The organism is Serratia sp. NA_13, assembly GCF_052691735.1.
On sequence record NZ_JBQZFV010000009.1, the window covers coordinates 154,692 to 173,956 of the forward strand.

Below are 19,265 nucleotides of genomic sequence, written 5' to 3' on the forward strand. Positions count from 1 at the left end.
AACTAACCTGCTGATTTCACAGTGCTGAAAAGCAGGTTTAAGTCATCTGAATGTAAAATTATTGTTATTTAAAAGGGTGATTTTTCAGTGAGAGAGAACTTTTACTCTTATTACGTCAGCCAGATCAACCTGTTTTTAGCCATGAATTTGTGATGAAAAGCACAATGTTCATCAGTTTTTCATATCGGTGCATTTTTTCGTGATCCTCCCCGCATTTGTCATTTTTAAACAACTTTCCATTAACAATTGCCGCTTTGCTCTCTTGACGAAAGTTTCACCAGACTTATAGTGAGCGTATTAAATAAGAAACTGAGTTTCATATATGAAACAATCAGATAGGGGACAGAAACAATGAGCTGGAAGAAAGTGTGTGAAGTGTCTCAGGTGAAAGAAGATTTTCCTTTCTCCGCCAACGTGGAAGGGAAAGAGGTCGGGGTGTATCTGATCGACGGCAACTATTACGCGCTGGAAGACGTTTGCCCACATGCTTATGCCTTGCTCAGCCAGGGGTTTGTTGATGACGGTAAGGTCGAGTGTCCGTTGCACGAAGCATTGTTCGACGTGCGGACCGGCCAGTGCCTGCGTGAGCCAGGCGGCCGCGATCTGCAAACCTATGCCACCCGGGTGATCGACAATCAAATCCAAATCACCTTTATTGCGGAGGAGTAATCATGCAGCACATCACCGATTTCAATCCCTGGCTGCCGGACACCCAACAGGTGATCCCGGCGCGCGAAGGCGGCAACGGTCAAATTCACCAACCAGGGCAATTCCAAAACGTCATCTGGCAGAACCGTGCCCGGGTGCCGGACGGTTTTGAAACTGCGCTGGTAACGGCGTTGGAAGAGATCTTCGATCAGGGCGCGGAAGAGCTGGGGCAGATCGTCAGCGCGCTTAATCAGCGTCGCCTGTTCGATCGTAACGGCCAGCCGTGGAATGAGACGGCGTTCCGCGAATTCCTTCACGTTAACGGTTTCTGATCCACACCCGGGAGAAGACAATGACAGCAAACACAACATCCTCCGCACAAGCCTTACAGGACTATCTCGATCAGGGGCTGCGCGGCATGTGGTATCCGGTGCTGGCCAGTTGGGAAATTGGCAATAATCCGGTCGGCATTACGCGTCTGGAACAGCAGATCGTGGTGTGGCGCGACGGTGAAGGTGCGATCCACGCGCTGGAAGATCGTTGTCCGCATCGCGGAGCGCGGCTTTCCATGGGCTGGAACCTGGGCGATCGTATCGCCTGCTGGTATCACGGCGTTGAAGTAGGCGGTGACGGTACGGTTAAAGACGTGCCTGCGGTCGATCGTTGCCCGCTGGTGGGGCAAAAATGTCTGCGTTCTTATCCGGCCAAAGAGGCCTACGGCGCGGTGTTCCTCTATTTTGGCGTGACCGCAGATGAAGAACCGGCCGAACTGACCTTCCCGCAGGAGCTGGCGGACGAAGCCGCCTACAGCAATTTCCTGTGCACCGCCAGTTGGGAGTGTAATTACCAGTACGCGTTGGAAAACGTAATGGACCCGATGCACGGTACCTACCTGCATTCCTCGTCGCACTCAATGGCGGAAGGGGATCGCAAGGCGGACATGGCGCTGGAGCCGACCGACAGCGGTTTCATCTTTAAGAAGAATGGCCAGATCGGCGTGAACTTTGACTGGGTAGAGTTCGGCAGCAGCGGAGCTTACTGGATGCGCCTGTCGATTCCGTACAAAAAGCGCTTTGGACCGGGCGGCCACTTCTGGATCATCGGCATGGTAGTACCGGAAGACAAGGATCATTGCCGGGTGTTCTTCTGGCGGATCCGTAAGGTGAAAGACTGGCAGCGTGATATGTGGCGCTTTATGTACCGCAATCGCCTGGAATCCTTGCACTGGGACGTCCTGGAGCAGGATCGCATCGTACTGGAAAACATGGCACCGAACGCGCGTGGCCGTGAATATCTGTATCAGCATGATGTCGGGCTATCTCGCCTGCGCCGGATGATGCAAAAAGAGGCGCAGAAACAGCTGGCGCGGCTCAGTGAACTGGAGGCGGCGCAGTGAACGGCCTGTTGACGGGGAAACGTATTGTGGTGACCGGCGCTGCACGCGGGCTGGGGCGTAGTTTCGCCGCCGCTATTGCCGCCGCCGGTGCCAAAATAGTGATGTGCGATATTCTGGCGGATGAACTGGCGGACGCCGCCGCCGGCCTGCGCGAGCAAGGTGCTTTGGTCGAAAGCCAGGTGATCGATCTGACCGATCCTGCCTCGATCAGCGCCGCGTTTAATGCCATTGCTGAAGGCGGGGCCGTTGACGGCTTGGTGAACAACGCGGCGTTGGCTACCGGCGTCGGTGGCAAAACCATGATGGAATACGATATCGATCTGTGGGATCGGGTGATGCAGGTCAACGTGCGCGGCACCTGGCTGGTGAGTCAGGCAGCGGTTCCGCTGCTGGCACAAACCCCGCATGCCAAGATCGTTAACGTGGCTTCGGATACCGCGCTGTGGGGCGCCCCGCGCTTAATGGCCTATGTGGCCAGCAAAGGGGCGATTATCTCGATGACCCGCTCGATGGCGCGTGAGCTGGGCCCACAGGGGATTTGCGTTAATGCCATCGCACCGGGCCTGACACGAGTGGAGGCCACGGAATACGTGCCTGCCGAGCGTCATCAACTGTACGAGCAGGGCCGGGCATTGGCCGGGGCGCAGCATCCTGACGACGTCAACGGTACGGTGCTTTACCTGCTGTCACCGCTGGCGAACTTCGTGACCGGTCAGCTGTTGCCGGTTAACGGCGGTTTCGTCTTTAACTAATTATGCCTGTCATACTTGAAGCTGTATCTGTGTTGACTGCGTTTGCGCACCCGAATCACTTACTTAATGTAAGCTCATCGGGAATTACTCGCTTGTCGCGTTACTCGGCAAAGCCTCGCCCCGTTGGGGCCAGCGCAAGCGCCGTTCAACAAAGCCGTGGCTTTGTTGTGATACAGCTCCAATTATTTAAGGCATGACCCTATAAGGAAACGGACATGGCAGACGACCAAGGGTGTAAATATCTGATCCCAGGACTGGATCGCGGATTGCAACTGTTGCTGGCGTTTGGCGAGCAGCACAAGGAAATGACCTTTGCCCAATTACATCGCCTGGTCGATATGCCAAAAGCTACCGCCTATCGCGTGGTGCAAACGCTGGAGCATCTGGGTTTTCTGGAGCGCAATCCACGCACCAACACTTTTTCTCTGGGCATCAAGGTGTTGCGCCTGGGCTTTGAATATATTGCCTCGCTGGATGTGGCGCAGGCCGGTCAGCCGGTAATAGAACAGCTGCGCGATCGCAGTCAGTGCAGCAGTCATCTGGCGATTCGTGATGGACGCGATGTGATCTACATCGCCCGTGTCAGCGCCGCCGGTTCGCAAATCAACCAGGTCAGCGTCGGCACCCGTCTGCCGGTACACCAAACTTCGCTGGGCCGTATGTTGCTGACCAGCGCCACCCGCGAAGAGTTCGAACTGCTGTATCCGCAGGAACAACTGCCGGGGAATGGCCCAGGCACCCCGGCGGATCGCGAAACGCTGTGGCAGATGGTGCAGCAGGACAAGGCGCGCGGCTATGTGATCGGCGAGTCGTTTTTCCGCCACGGCATCTCTTCCATCGTCTACCCGATCTTCAACCGCGAGCAGCGGGTGGAGGCCGTGATCAGCATTATGGTGCCGTCCGATGAGATCCCAAAAGCGGATCGCGAGCGGTTACGCATGGAGGTGCGGGACGCCGCGGTGAAAATCTCCGGCTTCCTGGGCGCACCGCCACAGGCTAACGTCGGTTAACTGATTTTCAAAGGGGCGCCGCAAGCTGCGTCCGCATTAATCGGGACGAATAGAGCCGTCCCCTACCAATGACCCAGGCAGGGATAAGACTCATGGCAATCATGGGTCGGGGTTCGATCATGCCTGAAAAACGCATTCAGCGAGAACGTGAGGCACAATTAATGAGCGTAATCGGAATCGAAAAACTGGAATTTGGCGTCGAAGATCTGCCAACCTGCGAAAAATTCATGCAGGACTTCGGCCTGCAGACGGCACAACAGCATTGGGGCGAAACCCCGCGGGAATTCACTACCCTGAGCGGGGCGCGCGTGGTGCTGCATCCGTTGCAGAGCGAAGCATTACCAGCGGCCTTTGAGGGCGGTTCGACCCTGCGTCGCATGACCTGGGGCGTTGGCAGCCCAGCCGAATTGGCGGCGTTGCAGCCATTGCTGGCGCAGATGCCGGGTTTCCGCCAGGTCGGGGAAGAACTTGAGTGCCTTGATCCGAACGGTATGACGGTGCGTTTTAGCGTTAGTCAGCAGCGGGAAGTTGATTTACCGGTATCGCCGATCAACCAGTGGGGCGACGTGCGTCGTATCGATCAGCCAAGCCCGGTGTATGCCCAGGCGCAGCCAATCAATATCGGTCACGTGGTGTTTTTCGTCGAGGATCTGGCCGCGACCGAGCGCTTCTACCGTGAAGTGCTGGGGTTCCAGGTATCGGACCGCTATATCGACCGTGCGGTATTCCTGCGTACTCAGGTGCGCGGTGGCCACCACAACCTGTTCTTGCTGAAACTGCCTAATCGTCCGCGCGGCCTGAATCACGTGGCCTTTACCGTACGCGACATCCACGAGGTGATCGGCGGCGGGATCGCCATGAACAAAGAGAACTGGAGTACCTTTATCGGCCCTGGCCGCCACCCGATTTCCTCGGCCTATTTCTGGTACGTCAACAGCCCGACCGGCGGGGCGTTTGAGTACTACACCAACGACGATTACCTGACCGAAAACTGGCAGCCACGCGAGCTGGAGCACTCACTGGTGTCGTTCACCGAGTGGGCCGTGGAAGGCGGTATTGACCACGATACACGTCGCCAGCATAAAAAGCCGGAGGCGTTATGAGCCAGCCAGAAGCGGCGGGCATCCTGATCATCGGCGGCGGCCAGGCCGGGGGCTGGGCAGCGAAAACGCTGCGTGACCGCGGCTACACCGGCAAGCTGACGGTGGTTAGCGACGAGCCCTATGACTTTTATGAACGTCCGCCACTTTCCAAGGCGGCGTTACTGGACGGCAATGCGCCGCTCAGCCGACTGTTCAGTGAGCAGGTGGTGGCCGGGTTGAATATCAACTGGTGCCGCCCACTGCGTGCCGAAACTATTGATGCACAAAAACAAATGGTCACTCTCAGCGACGGCCGACAGCTGCAATTTGAGCAACTGCTGATCGCCACTGGTGGGCGACCGCGTCTGCCGGACGCCCGTTGGGCCAGTCATCCGCGCGTTATGACGCTGCGCTCCTGGGACGATGCAAGCCGACTGCGCCAGGCGTTACAGGGTTGTCGTAATTTGGCCATCGTCGGCGGCGGTTGGATCGGCCTGGAGATCGCTGCTTCGGCACGGCGCCTCGGGGCTGAGGTAACGGTGTTTGAGCGCCAGCCTGCATTGTGTATGCGCAGCGTCGGTGCGGACGTTTCCCAGGCGTTGCTCGAACTGCATCAGCAGCAGGGCGTAACGGTGCATTGCGGCTGCGGTGACATCCAACTGGAAGATCGTTACGGCAGCGCCTGGATCGGCAGCGACAGCAGCGAGCCTCAGGAATTTGATCTGGTGGTGGTGGGGATCGGCGTGGAGTTGAATCTGGAACTGGCGCATAGCGCCGGGCTGAAGGTTGACGCCGGTATCGTGGTTGATGGCCAGGGGCGCACCAGCCACCCGGCGATCTTCGCCGCCGGCGACGTAGCGCGCCACCCGACTCTGGGGCTGTGCCTGCAATCCTGGGCCTATGCGCAGAATCAGGCGATCAGCACCGCCTGCGCGATGCTGGATGCCTTCGCCTCACCTTACGATGACGTGGCCTGGCTTTGGTCGGATCAATACGACGCCAATATTCAGATCCTCGGCATACCGACCGGCGGCGTGCATCACGTAGTGCGGCGCACGCCGCAGTCACAGGTGTTCTTCACACTGAATGCCGACCGGCAGTTGGTGCAGATGGTGGCGTTTAACGATGCACGCACCATCAAGCTGGGCAAGCGCTGGCTGGCCAGTGGGCGCGTGTTGGAGCCGCAGCAGTTGGCGGACGCAGAGTTTTCTTTGATGGCGTTGAAATAATAACTCCCCAATGAGTTTCATGTTACGGCTAGGCGGCAAGGGCATGAATTCCGGGAGCTTACTCAAGTAAGTGACTGGGGTGAATGCCCATAGCCAACAACGCTGTAGCGTGAAACACGAAGGGGGAATCGGGAGCGTTTCATGACTACGCAAGAAATTGACGCCCGCGCTGGACGGGTGGGGGAAGCCGTTGCCGAAAATCCGCAGCAGCGGGTGCGCTGGTCGGTGCCGATAGCGCTGTTTGCCTGCGTACTGTTGGCCTTTTTCGACAAGATCAGCATCGCGGCCCTGTTTTCCGATAGCGAATTCCAGCAGGCGCTGGGCATCAGTTTTGACCCGGCGCGACTGGGCTTGCTGATGAGTGCATTTTTGTTCTCGTACGGTATTTCTTCGATGCTGCTCAGCGGCATTGGTGACCGGCTGAACCCGGTAAAAGTGCTGATCGGCATGATGGTGGTGTGGGGCGTATTGATGGTGCTGATGGGCCTGGCCCGTTCGTATCACACCATGATGACGCTGCGCATTTTACTCGGCATTGCCGAAGGCCCACTGCTGCCGATGGCCTACGCCATTATTCGCCAGGCCTTTCCGCAGCGGCTGCAGGCGCGTGCCACCATGCTGTGGCTACTCGGCACCCCGCTGGGGGCGGCGCTCGGCTTCCCGGTCACGCTGTATATCCTCAACACCTTTGACTGGCAGGCCACCTTCTTCTTTATGGCTTTCCTGACGTTGCCGGTGATGTTGTTGGTGCTGTTCGGCATGCGTCATCTGAACGTGTCGCGCCCGGCTGCCGCTACCGTATCCCCCCCGGCGGTCACCGAACGCAAACAGCATCGCCGCGAACTGCTGCGTAACCCGCATTTCTGGATGATCTGCCTGTTCAATATCGCTTTCCTGACCTACTTGTGGGGCATGAACGGCTGGCTGCCCAGCTACCTGATCAAGGGCAAAGGCATTCACCTGGAACACGCCGGGTACCTGTCATCGCTGCCGTTTATCGCCATGCTGCTCGGCGAAGTGCTCGGAGCCTGGCTGTCGGACAAACTGGATCGTCGTGCGCTGGCCTGCTTTATCTCGCTGTGCGGTGCCGGGCTGGGCTTGGCCGCGGTGCTGCATATGCAGGGGACCTACAGCGTGATCGCCGCCATGGCTTTCAGCACCTTTATGTGGGGAGCCGGTGCGCCGAACATCTTTGCCCTGCTGGCGAAGGCCACCAGCAGCAAGGTTAGCGCCACAGCCGGCGGTATTTTTAACGGATTGGGCAATTTTGCCGGTGCGCTGGCACCGGTGCTGATGGGGGCGCTGATCGCCGCCACCGGCAACATGGATAACGGCTTGCTGTTCCTGGTGGTGATGGCCTTTACCGGCTGCATCATTCTGCTGCCGTTGCTGAAGAAATATTGATATCCCATTGATTCACAGAGGAGTACCAACATGTCTCAGGTTGAGAAACAAGCTGCCGTCAAGCCGCAGGATCAGTCGATAGAGAATTGGGTGGAATCACGTATCGCCCGCTTTGAAGGCCGTAAATATGACTGGAATGCGTTGAAATTCCAGGCGGACTACGACCCGAAATACCGCCGTGCGCAGATGCGTTATATCGGCACCGGTGCCACCGGGGTGGTGAACGACACCAATACCATTCCAGCGGGCAACTTTACCTTTTCCACCATGGTGCTGCCGTCGAAATGCGAAGGCCCGCTGCATCTGCATGACGATGTGGAAGAGGTGTTCTTTATGCTCAAGGGCAGCATCACGCTGATGATCCAGGATGGCACGGAGTACTACGAAACCAAGCTGAAAGAGCGCGATCTGATCTCGGTTCCGGCCGGTGTTTATCGTGGGTTGTTCAACCACGGTGAGGAAGAGGCGTTGATGTGCGTGATGCTCGGTACCGCCAAACCGGAAACGCCGACCTACCCGGCAGATCACCCTTTATCCAAAGTGAAACGCAACTGATGAACGGCCTGGTGCAACGTCAGCAGGCGCGCTGCGGGGATTTCACCCTGAGCTGGCGCGAAGCGGGGCACGGCCGCCCGGTGGTGTTGCTGCACGGCATCAGCTCCGGTTCGGCCTCGTGGGTCAAGCAGTTTAACGATCCTGACCTGATCGACGGTCACCGCCTGCTGGCCTGGGATGCTCCGGGCTACGGTGGCAGTCTGCCGCTGATGGTGAACCCGCCGGCCGCCACCGCTTACGCAGCTGCGCTGGCGGCGCTGGTGGCAGAACTTGGGCTGGAGCAACCGCTAATTGTCGGCCATTCGCTCGGTGCGTTGATCGGCAGCGCCTATGCTGCTGAACATCCCGACGGGCTATGCGGGCTGGTGCTGGCGGATCCGGCTCAGGGTTATGCCACTTCGCCGGAAGAAAAACGTCAGCAGGTTTACGGCCAGCGCAAACAGATGATTGAAAAGCTGGGGCCGCAGGGCTACGGCGAACAGCGGGCGGCTGCGTTGCTGCGTGATGGCGCGGATCCGCAGGATATCGCCTGGGTACGCAATGGCATGCAGCAGCTGGATCCGGAAGGTTTTCTCAGTGCCGCCTGGATGCTGGCCAACGACGATATCGGCCGCCATCTGGCGCGCTATCGTGGCCCGCTACAGGTGTGGTGTGGCGACTGCGACCGGATCACACCGCCGGAAGCGGCGGCAATACTGGCGCAACAGCAGGACGGGCCTCTGCGGCTGATTGAGGGCGCAGGGCACGCCAGCTATCTCGATGCACCGGAGCAATTTAACCGTTTTCTGCAGGACTTTACGGGAGCAATCCAACCATGAATTTTCAGCTTGAGCAACGGGTCGCAGTGGTCACCGGCGGTTCGTCGGGCATCGGTTTTGAGACCCTGCGCCTGCTGTTGGCGGAAGGGGCGAAAGTGGCCTTTTGCGGTCGCAACCCGGACAAACTGGCCGGTGCCGAAGCCAGCCTGCGTAATGAGTTTCCACAGGCGCAGATCCTGGCGTTGTGCTGCGACGTGCTGGACGAGGCGCAGGTAACGCAGTTTGCCGCTCAGGTCACGGCGCACTTCGGCGGGGTGGATCTGTTGATCAACAACGCCGGTCAGGGATTTGTGGCGCATTTTGAGCACACCCCGCGTGCGGCCTGGCTGCATGAGGCGGAGCTAAAACTGTTCGGCGTGATCAACCCGGTGCAGGCTTTTTTACCAGCGCTGGAGCGTTCGGATATCGCTTCAATTACCTGCGTGAACTCACTGCTGGCTTTGCAGCCGGAAGAGCACATGATCGCCACCTCGGCGGCGCGCGCCGCACTGCTCAACATGACGCTGACGCTGTCGAAAGAGCTGGTGGACAAGGGCATTCGCGTCAACTCGATCCTGCTGGGCATGGTGGAATCCGGCCAGTGGCGACGCCGTTTCGACGAGCGCAGCGATAAAGATCAAAGCTGGGAGCAGTGGACGGCGGCGATTGCCGAACGTCGCGGCATCCCAATGAAACGCCTCGGTAAGCCACAGGAGCCGGCGCGGGCGCTGTTGTTCCTGGCTTCCCCCCTGGCATCCTTTACTACCGGGGCGGCGCTCGACGTCTCCGGTGGTTTTAACCGCCATCTATAACCGCAGAGGCCGAACAGATGAAGAAGATCATGATGATTGGCTACGGCGCAATGGCCAGAGAAGTGCTTTCCCGCCTGCCGGAAGGGGTGAGCGTGGGCTGGATCCTGGCGCGTGCGGCTCATCATGCGGCAATCGACAGTACTTTTGGGGGGCAGGTGCAGGCGCTAACCCATCCGGATCAGTGTACGGAGCAACCGGACCTGGTGCTGGAGTGTGCCAGCCAGCAGGCGGTGGCGGAATTTGGTGAAGCCGTGGTGACGCGTGGCTGGCCATTGGCGGTGATCTCCACCGGTGCTCTGGCGGATGCGGCGCTGCAACAGCGGTTACAGCAGGCCTGCCGCCAGTATCAGGGCCAGTTGATCGTCCTGTCCGGAGCGGTAGCAGGGATGGATGGACTGGCGTCGGCGCGTGAAGGCGGGCTGGACAGCGTCACCTATCAGGCCTGTAAAAGCCCGGCGAGCTGGCGCGGCAGCATGGCAGAGCAATTGATTGATCTTGATGCCGTGAGCGAGGCACAGGTGTTCTTTGAAGGCTCGGCGCGTGAGGCGGCAAGGCTGTTCCCGGCCAATGCCAACGTGGCTGCGACCATCGCGCTCAACGGCTTGGGGATGGACGCCACCCGGGTGCGGCTGCTGGTCGATCCGGCCACCCGGCGCAACACCCACCGGCTGCAGGTGTGCGGCAATTTCGGTGAGTTTCAGATTGAACTGAGCGGCAACCCGCTGGCGAGCAATCCCAAAACATCAACCCTGGCGGCGCTGAGCGCGGTACAAGCCTGCCGCCGTCTGGTCGACGGTGGCTTTATTGCCTGAACGGCAGGAGCGAGCATGGAAAAGTTAAAGATTTTTGTAGCTGGGCGCTGGTGCGAAGGGCGTGGCGACGAGATGACCTCAGTGTTTCCGGCCGATGGCAGCGTCAATGCGCAGTTGCGTGCCGCCAGTGTTGAAGACGTCAATGATGCGGTAGCCGCGGCGGAACGCGCCTGGCGCACGCCCGAGTGGCGTGGGCTGGTGCCGCATCAGCGTGCCAATATTTTGTACCGCGTCAGTAATCTGATTATGGCGCAGCAGGAAGAATTGGCGCAGTTGCAGACCCGCGACAATGGTAAACCGCTGGCGGAAACTCGTGGGCTGGTGGCCAGTGCGGCGGCGACGGCCCGCTACTTTGCTGCCGCCTGCGAGGTGCTGGAGGGCGAACTGCCGACCCAGCGCAGCGCCGAGGTGATGACGCTGAGCCAGTACCAACCGCTGGGGGTGATCGCGGCGATTACGCCGTGGAACTCGCCGATTGCCAGTGAAATGCAAAAGGTGGCCCCGGCGCTGGCGGCGGGCAACGCGGTGATCCTCAAACCGGCCGAAGCCACACCGCTGATGGCGCTAAAGCTGGCGGAGCTGTTTGAACAGGCAGGGCTGCCTGCCGGGCTGCTCAGCGTGCTGCCGGGTAAAGGCTCGGTGATTGGCGAAGCGCTGGCCCGCCACCCGTTGGTCAAAAAGATCTCCTTTACCGGCGGCACCAATACCGGTCGCCACTTGGCGCATATTGCCGCCGAAAAGCTGATCCCGACCTCGCTGGAACTGGGCGGCAAGTCACCGACCATCGTGCTGGAAGATGCGGATTTGGAACAGGCGGCGCGTGGCATCTGTTATGGCATTTTCAGCTCCGCCGGCCAGGCCTGCATCGCCGGTTCGCGGCTGTTTGTGCACCGTTCGTTGTATCAACCACTGCTGGCGCGCCTGAGTGAACTGGCGGCCGGGCTGCGGGTGGGTAATCCACTGACGCCGGGTGTGCATCTCGGCCCGCTGATTAACCAAAAGCACCGCCAAAGCGTGGCGGATTACGTGGCGCTGGCGCAGCAGGAAGGAGGGCGGATAGTGATTGGCGGTGAAGCCCCGGCCGATCCGCAACTGGCCGGTGGCAGTTATTACCTGCCGACGATTATTGAAGGGTTGAGCAATAGCGCCCGCGCCTGTCAGGAAGAGATTTTTGGCCCGGTGCTGGTGGCGCTGCCGTTCGACGACGAGCGGCAGTTGATTGAACAGGCCAATGATTCGGTATACGGGCTGGCGGCTGGCATCTGGAGCCGTGATTTCCCACGGGCTATGGCGCTGGCGGAGCAATTGGAAACCGGCACGGTGTGGATCAATACCTACAAAACATTCTCTATTTCGACGCCTTTCGGCGGTTTTAAAGAGAGCGGTCTGGGCCGCGAAAAGGGCCTGCACGGCATCAAAGCCTACATGCAGCAAAAAAGTCTGTATCTGGCGCTTAGCCATCAGGCGAATCGCTGGAGCGATTAGTTTTGAGCGACGGTGCATACCCCTACAACGAACATATAAGAAGGCTGATGATGAGCGAGAAAATAACGGTTGGCGAGGCGATAGCCCGGACTCTGGAACAGTACGAGGTGTCGGCGATGTACGGCATCATTTCGATTCATAATCTGCCGATTGCCGATGCGGTCGGGCAGCGCGGCAACATTCGCTTTGTGCCGGCGCGTGGTGAGGCCGGGGCCGTAACCATGGCCGATGCCCACGGCCGTTTCTCCGGTCTGGGCGTGGCCTTGACCAGTACCGGTGCGGGCGCCGGCAATGCGGTCGGCGCAATGATCGAGGCGATGAACGCCAACACGCCGCTGCTGCACATTACCGGTCAGGTGGAAAAAGCCTATCTGGATGCCGACGCCGGGTTCATTCATGAAACCCGCGATCAATTGGGTTTCCTGCGCGCTTGCTCCAAACGCGCGTATCGGGTTAACTCTGCGGAACAGGCGGTGGCCGTGATCCAGCGGGCCATTCTCGACGCGCAGACGGTGCCTTGCGGCCCGGTGGCGGTAGAGATCCCGATCGATATTCAAAGCAGCCTGGTTTCCAGTGCGGTGCTGAGCCAGCCAGTGATGCCTGCGCCGCTGCCGCCAGCCAGTAACGACGCGGTTGAACGGCTATATCAGCGGTTGAAACAGGCCAAACGTCCGTTGTTATGGTTGGGTGGCGGTGCGCTGGCCTGCGGTGAGGCGGTGCGCAAACTGGCGGATGCCGGTGTGGTGGTGATCTCCAGCACCCACGGGCGAGGCATTCTGCCTGATAACCATCCGCGCAGCCTGCGTGCGTTCCATAATTCGCCAAGCATTGAGGCTATCCTGACGCAGTGCGATCTGACGTTGGTGGCCGGTTCACGCCTGCGCAGCAATGAAACCCGTACCTGGACGCTGCCGCTGCCACGCCCATTGGTGCAGATTGATATTGATCCGGCGGCGGCCAACCGTAACTATTTGGCAGATGAACAAATTAATGGCGACTGTGGTGCCTTGCTTAACGCATTGGCTGCCCGCCTGAATCCAGGTGAGAAGGTCAATGCCGAGTGGGATAGCGAAATCGCAAGTGCGGTGCAGCAGGCGGAAAGCGCGCTGCGTGAGCAGTCGGGGGAATATGCCAAATTAAACGACGCCATTGCCGCCGCGCTGCCGCAGGATGGGCTGCTGGTACGTGATATCACCGTCTCCGGCAGCGTTTGGGGCAGCCGTTTGTTCCGCGCGATTTCGCCGCTGTGTAACATTCACTCGCTGGCCGGGGCGATTGGCATGGGCTTGCCGATGGCGATTGGTACCGCGATCGTTAACCCGCAGCGCAAGGTGGTCGGGCTGGTGGGCGATGGCGGGTTGGCGTTAGGCTTGGGCGAGCTGGCGACCATGGCACAGGAGCAGGCCAATATTACTTTGCTGATTATGAACGACGGTGGCTACGGTGTGATGCGCGGCATTCAGGATAAATACTTTGCCGGCCGTCAGTACTATAACGAACTGCACACCCCGGCGTTCACCTTGGTGGCCGAAGCTATGGGGCTGAAAGCCTGGAAGGTCGACAAGGCGGCGCAGTTCAGTGGCGTCTTGGCGGAGGCGATTAACTATCCGGGGCCGTCGGTGGTGGAAGTGGACATGAACAGCATCGGGCCGCTAACCTTCGCCGGACCGCCGCAAAAGACCCTGTACTGAGCCGTGACGGATTGAACGGCACCTTAATCAGTGGGAAACCCACTTTGGGGTGCCGTTGCTCTGTAAGGCAATAAGGGTTATTTGCCCGCCGCGATGCGGTCGCGAATGTGCTGCGCACGCGCTTCGGAGGCCGGGTGGTCGTCGAACATGCTGCTTTGACGGCCGGCTTCCATTTTGGCCAGTTTTTCAAAGCTGGTGACCAGGCCGTTCGGATCGATACCGCGTTGCTTCAGCAGATCGAACGAGTAGTCATCCGCTTCGCTTTCCTGCTTTTGCGAGAACTGGGCATTCACCAGTTTCTCGCCCATGTCCGCCAGTTGCGACTGTGACAGCGAACCTATGATGCCACCGGTCGAGGCCGCTGCGGTACGCAACGCCACGGTGCCGTAAGCCACCTGCATGGCTTTACGCGTATGGCCCAGCGCCACGTGGCCCATTTCATGGCCCAACACGCCTTCCACTTCATTGTCGGTCATCATGTCCATCAGGCCGCTGTAAACGCGGATACAGCCGTTGGCCATCGCCCAGGCATTCACGTCCTTGGTGACGTAAACCTTGTAGTTGGCCGGTGTGCCGTTGATATTATCGCCCAGCGCCGCGGCGATTTTGTTCAAACGTTTGGTATAGGTGCTGTCAGCCGGCGCGATTTGTGCCTTGCTGTCCATCTCTGCGCAGGATTTATCACTCAGGGTTCTTACGTCGTTATTGCTCAACGTCGCTGCCTGAAACGCCTGTGCGCCAGACTGTATCAGGGTATCGGTATTCAGGTTTTGACAGCCGCTTACCAAGGTGGCAATGCTTAATGCAATCAAAGAGGTACGGATTTTCATAACGCCATCTTCCTGTGATAGTAACAAGGGGGGAGTGCCATTTTAATTTAGGGTAATCTTGCTGCCTGAGACTAGTGTACGCTGGCAATCAGGAAAATAGTGTTATTCCGAAAAACCGACCAATTGTGCTAATAAGTTGTGAACTCGCTCTCATTTGGCATTAGGGATTGCCGTTTTAATGCTGAGTCTGAGAAAATAGAAAACTTGACTGATTTTTTAATCCGACCTGGAGTAAAACATGTCCTCTCGTAAAGAGCTTGCCAACGCCATCCGCGCACTCAGCATGGACGCCGTACAAAAAGCAAATTCCGGCCACCCGGGTGCACCTATGGGCATGGCGGACATCGCCGAAGTCCTGTGGCGTGACTACCTGAACCACAACCCGACCAACCCGCACTGGGCTGACCGTGACCGCTTCGTCCTCTCCAACGGCCATGGCTCCATGCTGATTTACAGCCTGTTGCACCTCACCGGCTACGACCTGCCGATGAGCGAGCTGGAAAACTTCCGCCAGCTGCATTCCAAAACCCCAGGCCACCCGGAATACGGCTACACCCCAGGCGTGGAAACCACCACCGGCCCACTGGGTCAGGGCATCGCCAACGCCGTCGGTTTCGCCATTGCCGAACGCACCCTGGGCGCGCAGTTCAACCGCCCGGGTCATGACATCGTCGACCACCACACCTACGCCTTTATGGGCGACGGCTGCATGATGGAAGGTATCTCCCACGAAGTCTGTTCGCTGGCCGGTACCCTCAAACTCGGCAAACTGACTGCGTTCTACGATGACAACGGCATCTCCATCGACGGTCACGTCGAAGGCTGGTTCACCGACAACACCGCCGAGCGCTTTGAAGCCTACGGCTGGCACGTGGTGCGTCACGTTGACGGCCACAACCCGGATGCCATCAAGGCCGCCATTGAAGAAGCCCGCAAGGTCACCGACAAGCCGTCCCTGCTGATGTGCAAAACCGTGATTGGTTTCGGCTCCCCGAACAAGGCCGGTACCCACGATGTGCACGGTGCAGCGCTGGGCGCCGCCGAAGTGGCCGCCACTCGCGAAGCCCTGGGCTGGAAATACGCCGCCTTCGACATCCCGCAGGATATCTATGCCCAGTGGGATGCCAAAGAAATCGGCAAGGCCAAAGAAGCGGCCTGGAACGACAAGTTCGCCGCCTACGCCAAGGCCTTCCCGGAGCTGGCTGCCGAGTTCAAACGCCGTGTGAACGGTGAACTGCCGGCCAACTGGAAAGCCGACGCCAAAGCCTTCGTCGAGCAGTTGCAGGCCAACCCGGCCAACATCGCCAGCCGCAAGGCCTCGCAGAACGCGCTGGAAGCCTTCGGCAAGGTGCTGCCGGAATTCCTCGGCGGCTCCGCTGACCTGGCGCCAAGCAACCTGACCATGTGGTCCGGCTCCAAGCCACTCAACGAAGACCTGGCGGGTAACTACATCCACTACGGCGTGCGCGAGTTCGGCATGACCGCCATCACCAACGGTATCGCGCTGCACGGCGGCTTCCTGCCGTACTCGGCGACCTTCCTGATGTTCGTGGAATACGCCCGTAACGCGGTGCGCATGGCGGCGCTGATGAAAATCCGCAACCTGTTCGTTTACACCCATGACTCCATCGGTCTGGGCGAAGACGGCCCGACGCACCAGCCGGTTGAGCAGATGGCCAGCCTGCGCGTGACCCCGAACATGAGTACCTGGCGTCCGTGTGACCAGGTGGAATCAGCGGTAGCCTGGCAGTACGGCATCGAGCGCAACGACGGCCCGACCACGCTGATTTTCTCGCGTCAGAACCTGACCCAGCAGCCGCGTACCGCAGAGCAATTGGCCAACGTCTACCGTGGCGGTTATGTGCTGAAGGACTGCGCCGGGACACCGGACGTGATCCTGATTGCCACCGGTTCGGAAGTGGGTATCACCGTGGAAGCGGCAGACCAGCTGACTGCGGCCGGCCGTAAGGTGCGCGTGGTCTCCATGCCGTCCACCGACGCGTTCGACAAGCAGGATGCGGCGTACCGTGAATCCGTGCTGCCGGCAGCGGTGAGTGCCCGTGTGGCGGTAGAAGCGGGTATCGCGGACTACTGGTACAAGTATGTCGGCCTGAACGGCGCCATCGTGGGTATGACCACCTTTGGTGAATCTGCCCCGGCAGAGCAGCTGTTCAAGGAGTTTGGTTTCACCGTGGAGAACGTGGTGGCCAAGGCGCAGGCACTGCTGAAATAGTTCGCTCTCCCTCTGGAGAGGGTGACGGCCATTCAGGCAATATTAAATATATTGCACTTATCAACCCGGCATTGTAACGATGCCGGGTTTTTTTATATCAGGACATCGTTTCGACACGGCGCGGGGTGCGGAATCGATCGCCGAACGCTGCCAGTAGCAGCACCAACAGCGTGGGCAGCAGCCATATCAGCCCCTGATCCGCCAGCGGCAGCTGTTCAAACCAGGCCGGCAGCAGGCTGCTGAAGCTGGAGGCTTTTATGCCGTCGATCACGCCAAACAGCAGGCTGGTGGCGACCACCGGCATGAAAACGCCTTCGGCGCTGCGCCAGCGGCTTTGGCTGAAGCTGAGAAGAACCAGCGCGATGCAGGGAGGGTAAATCGCGGTCAGCACCGGGATCGACAGGCGAATCAAATTCGCCAGTCCGAGGTTGGAGACCAGCATAGCGAATACGGCCAGAATCACCACCAGCGTACGGTAAGACAGTGGCACATGGCGGGAGAAGAAATCCGCACAGGCGCAGGTCATGCCTACTGCGGTGACCAGACAGGCGATAAACATCAACAGGGCCATAAACAGGCTGCCCAGATCGCCAAAGGTGTACTGCACGTAAGCGCGCAGGATCGCCGCGCCATCCTGTTCTCTGGAAACCAGGCTGCCGCTGCCCGCGCCCAGTTTGAACATGCAGATATAAACCAGCGTCAGTCCGATGCCAGCAATCAGACTGGCCCACAGGGTATAGCGCATCAGCAGCCCCCGATCGTAGACACCACGCGAACGTGCGGCGGTAACAATAATCGAACCGAACATCAGTGCCGACAGCGTGTCCATGGTCAGATAGCCCTGAACGAAGCCAGTGGAAAACGCGGCGTCCTGGTACCGGCCAATGGCCGGGATCGGTGCACCGGCCGGCCACATCAGCGCGGCGATGCCCAATGCGGCCAGCGCGATGATTTTCAGTGGTGCCAGAATATGGCCGACGTTATCGAGCAGGCGTCCGGGATACAGCGAGATAATCATAGCCAGAGCGAAGAACAACAGGCTGTAGATTAACTGCGGCAGGGCGCCGTCACCGGTAAAAGGGGCGATGCCCAACGTGAAAGAGACGTTTGCGGTGCGAGGCGTGGCGAACAGCGGCCCGAGAGCTAGATAGCAGAGAGTCGCCAGTAGCAGGCCAGCCCGGCGGCCGATCGGGCCGGTCAACAGGCTGATGCTGCCGCCGACACGCGCCAGCGCAATCACGGCGATCACAGGGAGGGCGACGGCGGTGATCATAAAGCCCAGCGCGGCCAGCCACAGGTGTTCGCCGGACTGCAGGCCCACCATCGGCGGGAAAATGATATTGCCGGCCCCCACAAATAAGGCGAAGGTCATAAAACCTAGGGCGATAATGTCTTTCGGGGATAAATTCTTGGTCATAACGGTATGGTACTGCCTGTATTCATGAAATAAACGACCTGGCTGCGGATGGAGAACTGCAGAGGGCAGGCGTGCGGGGCTGAGGGCGCCCGCAAAACTATCGCCGGGCAGGATATAATAATTCGGCGATAAAAACTTGATTAATACAGTGCTGCTTATTCTGGTGTGGATCGGCCGCACATGATGAATCATGGCGGCCGGCCCGGCACTTCGCATGCGCCGCCATGTCTATCGACAGCGGGGTTTCGATATGCGGCTGAAAAGAATCAGGCGCGAAAGAGACGCGACCGTCTTCAACCGGTTTACGGGTGAAAAAGATCAGCAGATCGCCGGGCCGACGCACATACCCCACATCTATCTGTGCATCTCCTCGGCGCAGCCCAACCTGGGGCTGATGTTTCAATCTTATTCCCTGAAACGGTATTTGAGAACGTTGCTTACCCGCTGAAGTTGCCTATGGAGATGAATTTTATGCATAATATATTATACAAATGCTATTAATTTACCAAGCTAACTCAATTAATTTCAATGTATTAGGATTTAATTTTGAGGGTTTAATTTTTTCTGGCTAGTTGTTAGGGGGAAAGATAAATTATGGCAGCAGCTCAGTGGTGGGTGTAATATACAGTATTAGGCCTGCTTTATGCAGACTAGGAACGGATTGCTAAATCCCCGAATCAATAAGGCGTTATGGAATAAAGGAACTAATTCAGTATAAATGTCAACGAGTTCAACCTCCGGCATGACATACTTTTTCCAGAGGTAGTCCGGTGTGCTGTCGGCGGGGTGGACTTGTACATGAGTGAATTGAACATTGTTACCCCCTTTTATTTCTGATGGCATGATGGTGAAGGAGGTATTGCGATCCAGCAGATAGCGGGTATTATTTTCTTTGATCGAGCCGATGATGTAAAAAATGCCGGATTTTGAGGAGGAAAATATGATGGTGACACTTACCTTAAGCACAATGTTACTTTTTGCTTTCACCTGTAGTGACACTTGCTGAGTATCGCAGCGGAAAGATTTTCTACTCTGATAATGAACGTTGAAGTACCAAAGGCACACCAGTATGATGGTAAGGAGTAACGCTGCGCCAATTATTTTTTTCATTT

The 19,265-nt window shown here is 58.4% G+C and carries 19 protein-coding genes; 15 read left to right on the forward strand and 4 right to left on the reverse strand.

Annotation, left to right across the window (positions count from 1 at the left end; genetic code table 11):
* Nucleotides 1-351 precede the first annotated feature (351 nt).
* The 14 genes from ACUTSU_RS14360 to ACUTSU_RS14425 all read left to right on the forward strand — a co-directional run bounded on the left by ACUTSU_RS14360 (nt 352) and on the right by ACUTSU_RS14425 (nt 13,673).
* Nucleotides 352-669: a non-heme iron oxygenase ferredoxin subunit gene (locus ACUTSU_RS14360; protein WP_012146671.1), complete on the forward strand. Its 318-nt coding sequence runs from the start codon at nt 352-354 to the stop codon at nt 667-669.
* 2 nt (nt 670-671) lie between these two features.
* Entirely contained in the window at nt 672-980 is a 309-nt protein-coding gene (locus ACUTSU_RS14365) for a recombinase-like helix-turn-helix domain-containing protein (protein ID WP_261277269.1), read from the forward strand.
* Between the two features lie 20 nt (nt 981-1,000).
* Nucleotides 1,001-2,044: a Rieske 2Fe-2S domain-containing protein gene (locus ACUTSU_RS14370; RefSeq protein WP_445651800.1), complete on the forward strand. Its 1,044-nt coding sequence runs from the start codon at nt 1,001-1,003 to the stop codon at nt 2,042-2,044.
* On the forward strand, nt 2,041-2,796 hold the full coding sequence (locus ACUTSU_RS14375) for an SDR family oxidoreductase (RefSeq protein WP_445651801.1): 756 nt from the start codon (nt 2,041-2,043) through the stop codon (nt 2,794-2,796). The genes ACUTSU_RS14370 and ACUTSU_RS14375 overlap by 4 nt, the downstream gene beginning before the upstream one ends.
* Nucleotides 2,797-3,011: 215 nt before the next feature.
* Nucleotides 3,012-3,806 carry an IclR family transcriptional regulator gene (locus ACUTSU_RS14380; RefSeq protein WP_318427363.1) on the forward strand — a complete coding sequence of 265 codons (795 nt, stop codon included), beginning with the start codon at nt 3,012-3,014 and terminating at the stop codon, nt 3,804-3,806.
* 161 nt (nt 3,807-3,967) lie between these two features.
* Nucleotides 3,968-4,909 (forward strand): VOC family protein, encoded by a 942-nt coding sequence (locus ACUTSU_RS14385; protein WP_445651802.1) that lies wholly within the window; start codon nt 3,968-3,970, stop codon nt 4,907-4,909.
* Nucleotides 4,906-6,117 (forward strand): NAD(P)/FAD-dependent oxidoreductase, encoded by a 1,212-nt coding sequence (locus tag ACUTSU_RS14390; protein ID WP_445651803.1) that lies wholly within the window; start codon nt 4,906-4,908, stop codon nt 6,115-6,117. The genes ACUTSU_RS14385 and ACUTSU_RS14390 overlap by 4 nt, the downstream gene beginning before the upstream one ends.
* 141 nt (nt 6,118-6,258) lie before the next feature.
* Nucleotides 6,259-7,521 (forward strand): MFS transporter, encoded by a 1,263-nt coding sequence (locus ACUTSU_RS14395; protein ID WP_445651804.1) that lies wholly within the window; start codon nt 6,259-6,261, stop codon nt 7,519-7,521.
* A gap of 30 nt (nt 7,522-7,551) precedes the next feature.
* Entirely contained in the window at nt 7,552-8,076 is a 525-nt protein-coding gene (locus ACUTSU_RS14400; protein ID WP_085119009.1) for a cupin domain-containing protein, read from the forward strand.
* Nucleotides 8,076-8,894, forward strand: a complete 819-nt coding sequence (locus tag ACUTSU_RS14405) for an alpha/beta fold hydrolase (RefSeq protein WP_445651805.1) — start codon at nt 8,076-8,078, stop codon at nt 8,892-8,894. The genes ACUTSU_RS14400 and ACUTSU_RS14405 overlap by 1 nt, the downstream gene beginning before the upstream one ends.
* A complete protein-coding gene (locus ACUTSU_RS14410) occupies nt 8,891-9,685 on the forward strand; it encodes an SDR family oxidoreductase (RefSeq protein WP_174354642.1) in 795 nt (264 codons plus the stop codon). The genes ACUTSU_RS14405 and ACUTSU_RS14410 overlap by 4 nt, the downstream gene beginning before the upstream one ends.
* A 17-nt stretch (nt 9,686-9,702) precedes the next feature.
* On the forward strand, nt 9,703-10,497 hold the full coding sequence (locus ACUTSU_RS14415; protein WP_445651806.1) for an aspartate dehydrogenase: 795 nt from the start codon (nt 9,703-9,705) through the stop codon (nt 10,495-10,497).
* Between the two features lie 15 nt (nt 10,498-10,512).
* Nucleotides 10,513-11,982 carry an aldehyde dehydrogenase gene (locus ACUTSU_RS14420; RefSeq protein ID WP_445651807.1) on the forward strand — a complete coding sequence of 490 codons (1,470 nt, stop codon included), beginning with the start codon at nt 10,513-10,515 and terminating at the stop codon, nt 11,980-11,982.
* Between the two features lie 50 nt (nt 11,983-12,032).
* Nucleotides 12,033-13,673, forward strand: coding sequence for a thiamine pyrophosphate-binding protein (locus tag ACUTSU_RS14425; RefSeq protein ID WP_445654318.1), 1,641 nt, complete (start codon nt 12,033-12,035; stop codon nt 13,671-13,673).
* 77 nt (nt 13,674-13,750) lie between these two features.
* On the opposite strand, the gene ACUTSU_RS14430 is transcribed toward ACUTSU_RS14425, so the two are convergent.
* Nucleotides 13,751-14,503, reverse strand: coding sequence for a M48 family metallopeptidase (locus ACUTSU_RS14430; RefSeq protein ID WP_445651808.1), 753 nt, complete (start codon nt 14,501-14,503; stop codon nt 13,751-13,753).
* 238 nt (nt 14,504-14,741) lie between these two features.
* On the opposite strand from ACUTSU_RS14430, the gene tkt reads away from it, so the two are divergent.
* On the forward strand, nt 14,742-16,736 hold the full coding sequence (gene tkt / locus ACUTSU_RS14435; protein ID WP_445654310.1) for a transketolase: 1,995 nt from the start codon (nt 14,742-14,744) through the stop codon (nt 16,734-16,736).
* 97 nt (nt 16,737-16,833) lie between these two features.
* Here tkt and brnQ read toward each other — a convergent pair whose 3' ends face one another.
* From brnQ to ACUTSU_RS14450, 3 genes are all read right to left on the reverse strand, one after another.
* Nucleotides 16,834-18,153, reverse strand: a complete 1,320-nt coding sequence (brnQ, locus tag ACUTSU_RS14440; protein WP_445654311.1) for a branched-chain amino acid transport system II carrier protein — start codon at nt 18,151-18,153, stop codon at nt 16,834-16,836.
* A 97-nt stretch (nt 18,154-18,250) separates the two neighbouring features.
* Nucleotides 18,251-18,556: a hypothetical protein gene (locus tag ACUTSU_RS14445; protein ID WP_445652022.1), complete on the reverse strand. Its 306-nt coding sequence runs from the start codon at nt 18,554-18,556 to the stop codon at nt 18,251-18,253.
* Nucleotides 18,557-18,783: 227 nt separating this feature from the next.
* Complete coding sequence (locus ACUTSU_RS14450; protein WP_445652019.1) at nt 18,784-19,263, reverse strand: hypothetical protein; 480 nt, start codon at nt 19,261-19,263, stop codon at nt 18,784-18,786.
* Nucleotides 19,264-19,265: the final 2 nt, after the last annotated feature.

What these genes read in the sequence shown, in the direction of transcription:
- ACUTSU_RS14360 (WP_012146671.1), top strand. Translation starts at nt 352, where the DNA reads ATGAGCTGGAAGAAAGTGTGTGAAGTGTCTCAGGTGAAAGAAGATTTT.
- ACUTSU_RS14365 (WP_261277269.1), top strand. Translation starts at nt 672, where the DNA reads ATGCAGCACATCACCGATTTCAATCCCTGGCTGCCGGACACCCAACAG.
- ACUTSU_RS14370 (WP_445651800.1), top strand. Translation starts at nt 1,001, where the DNA reads ATGACAGCAAACACAACATCCTCCGCACAAGCCTTACAGGACTATCTC.
- ACUTSU_RS14380 (WP_318427363.1), top strand. Translation starts at nt 3,012, where the DNA reads ATGGCAGACGACCAAGGGTGTAAATATCTGATCCCAGGACTGGATCGC.
- ACUTSU_RS14385 (WP_445651802.1), top strand. Translation starts at nt 3,968, where the DNA reads ATGAGCGTAATCGGAATCGAAAAACTGGAATTTGGCGTCGAAGATCTG.
- ACUTSU_RS14390 (WP_445651803.1), top strand. Translation starts at nt 4,906, where the DNA reads ATGAGCCAGCCAGAAGCGGCGGGCATCCTGATCATCGGCGGCGGCCAG.
- ACUTSU_RS14395 (WP_445651804.1), top strand. Translation starts at nt 6,259, where the DNA reads ATGACTACGCAAGAAATTGACGCCCGCGCTGGACGGGTGGGGGAAGCC.
- ACUTSU_RS14400 (WP_085119009.1), top strand. Translation starts at nt 7,552, where the DNA reads ATGTCTCAGGTTGAGAAACAAGCTGCCGTCAAGCCGCAGGATCAGTCG.
- ACUTSU_RS14405 (WP_445651805.1), top strand. Translation starts at nt 8,076, where the DNA reads ATGAACGGCCTGGTGCAACGTCAGCAGGCGCGCTGCGGGGATTTCACC.
- ACUTSU_RS14410 (WP_174354642.1), top strand. Translation starts at nt 8,891, where the DNA reads ATGAATTTTCAGCTTGAGCAACGGGTCGCAGTGGTCACCGGCGGTTCG.
- ACUTSU_RS14415 (WP_445651806.1), top strand. Translation starts at nt 9,703, where the DNA reads ATGAAGAAGATCATGATGATTGGCTACGGCGCAATGGCCAGAGAAGTG.
- ACUTSU_RS14420 (WP_445651807.1), top strand. Translation starts at nt 10,513, where the DNA reads ATGGAAAAGTTAAAGATTTTTGTAGCTGGGCGCTGGTGCGAAGGGCGT.
- ACUTSU_RS14425 (WP_445654318.1), top strand. Translation starts at nt 12,033, where the DNA reads ATGAGCGAGAAAATAACGGTTGGCGAGGCGATAGCCCGGACTCTGGAA.
- ACUTSU_RS14430 (WP_445651808.1), bottom strand. Translation starts at nt 14,503, where the DNA reads ATGAAAATCCGTACCTCTTTGATTGCATTAAGCATTGCCACCTTGGTA.
- tkt (WP_445654310.1), top strand. Translation starts at nt 14,742, where the DNA reads ATGTCCTCTCGTAAAGAGCTTGCCAACGCCATCCGCGCACTCAGCATG.
- brnQ (WP_445654311.1), bottom strand. Translation starts at nt 18,153, where the DNA reads ATGACCAAGAATTTATCCCCGAAAGACATTATCGCCCTAGGTTTTATG.
- ACUTSU_RS14450 (WP_445652019.1), bottom strand. Translation starts at nt 19,263, where the DNA reads ATGAAAAAAATAATTGGCGCAGCGTTACTCCTTACCATCATACTGGTG.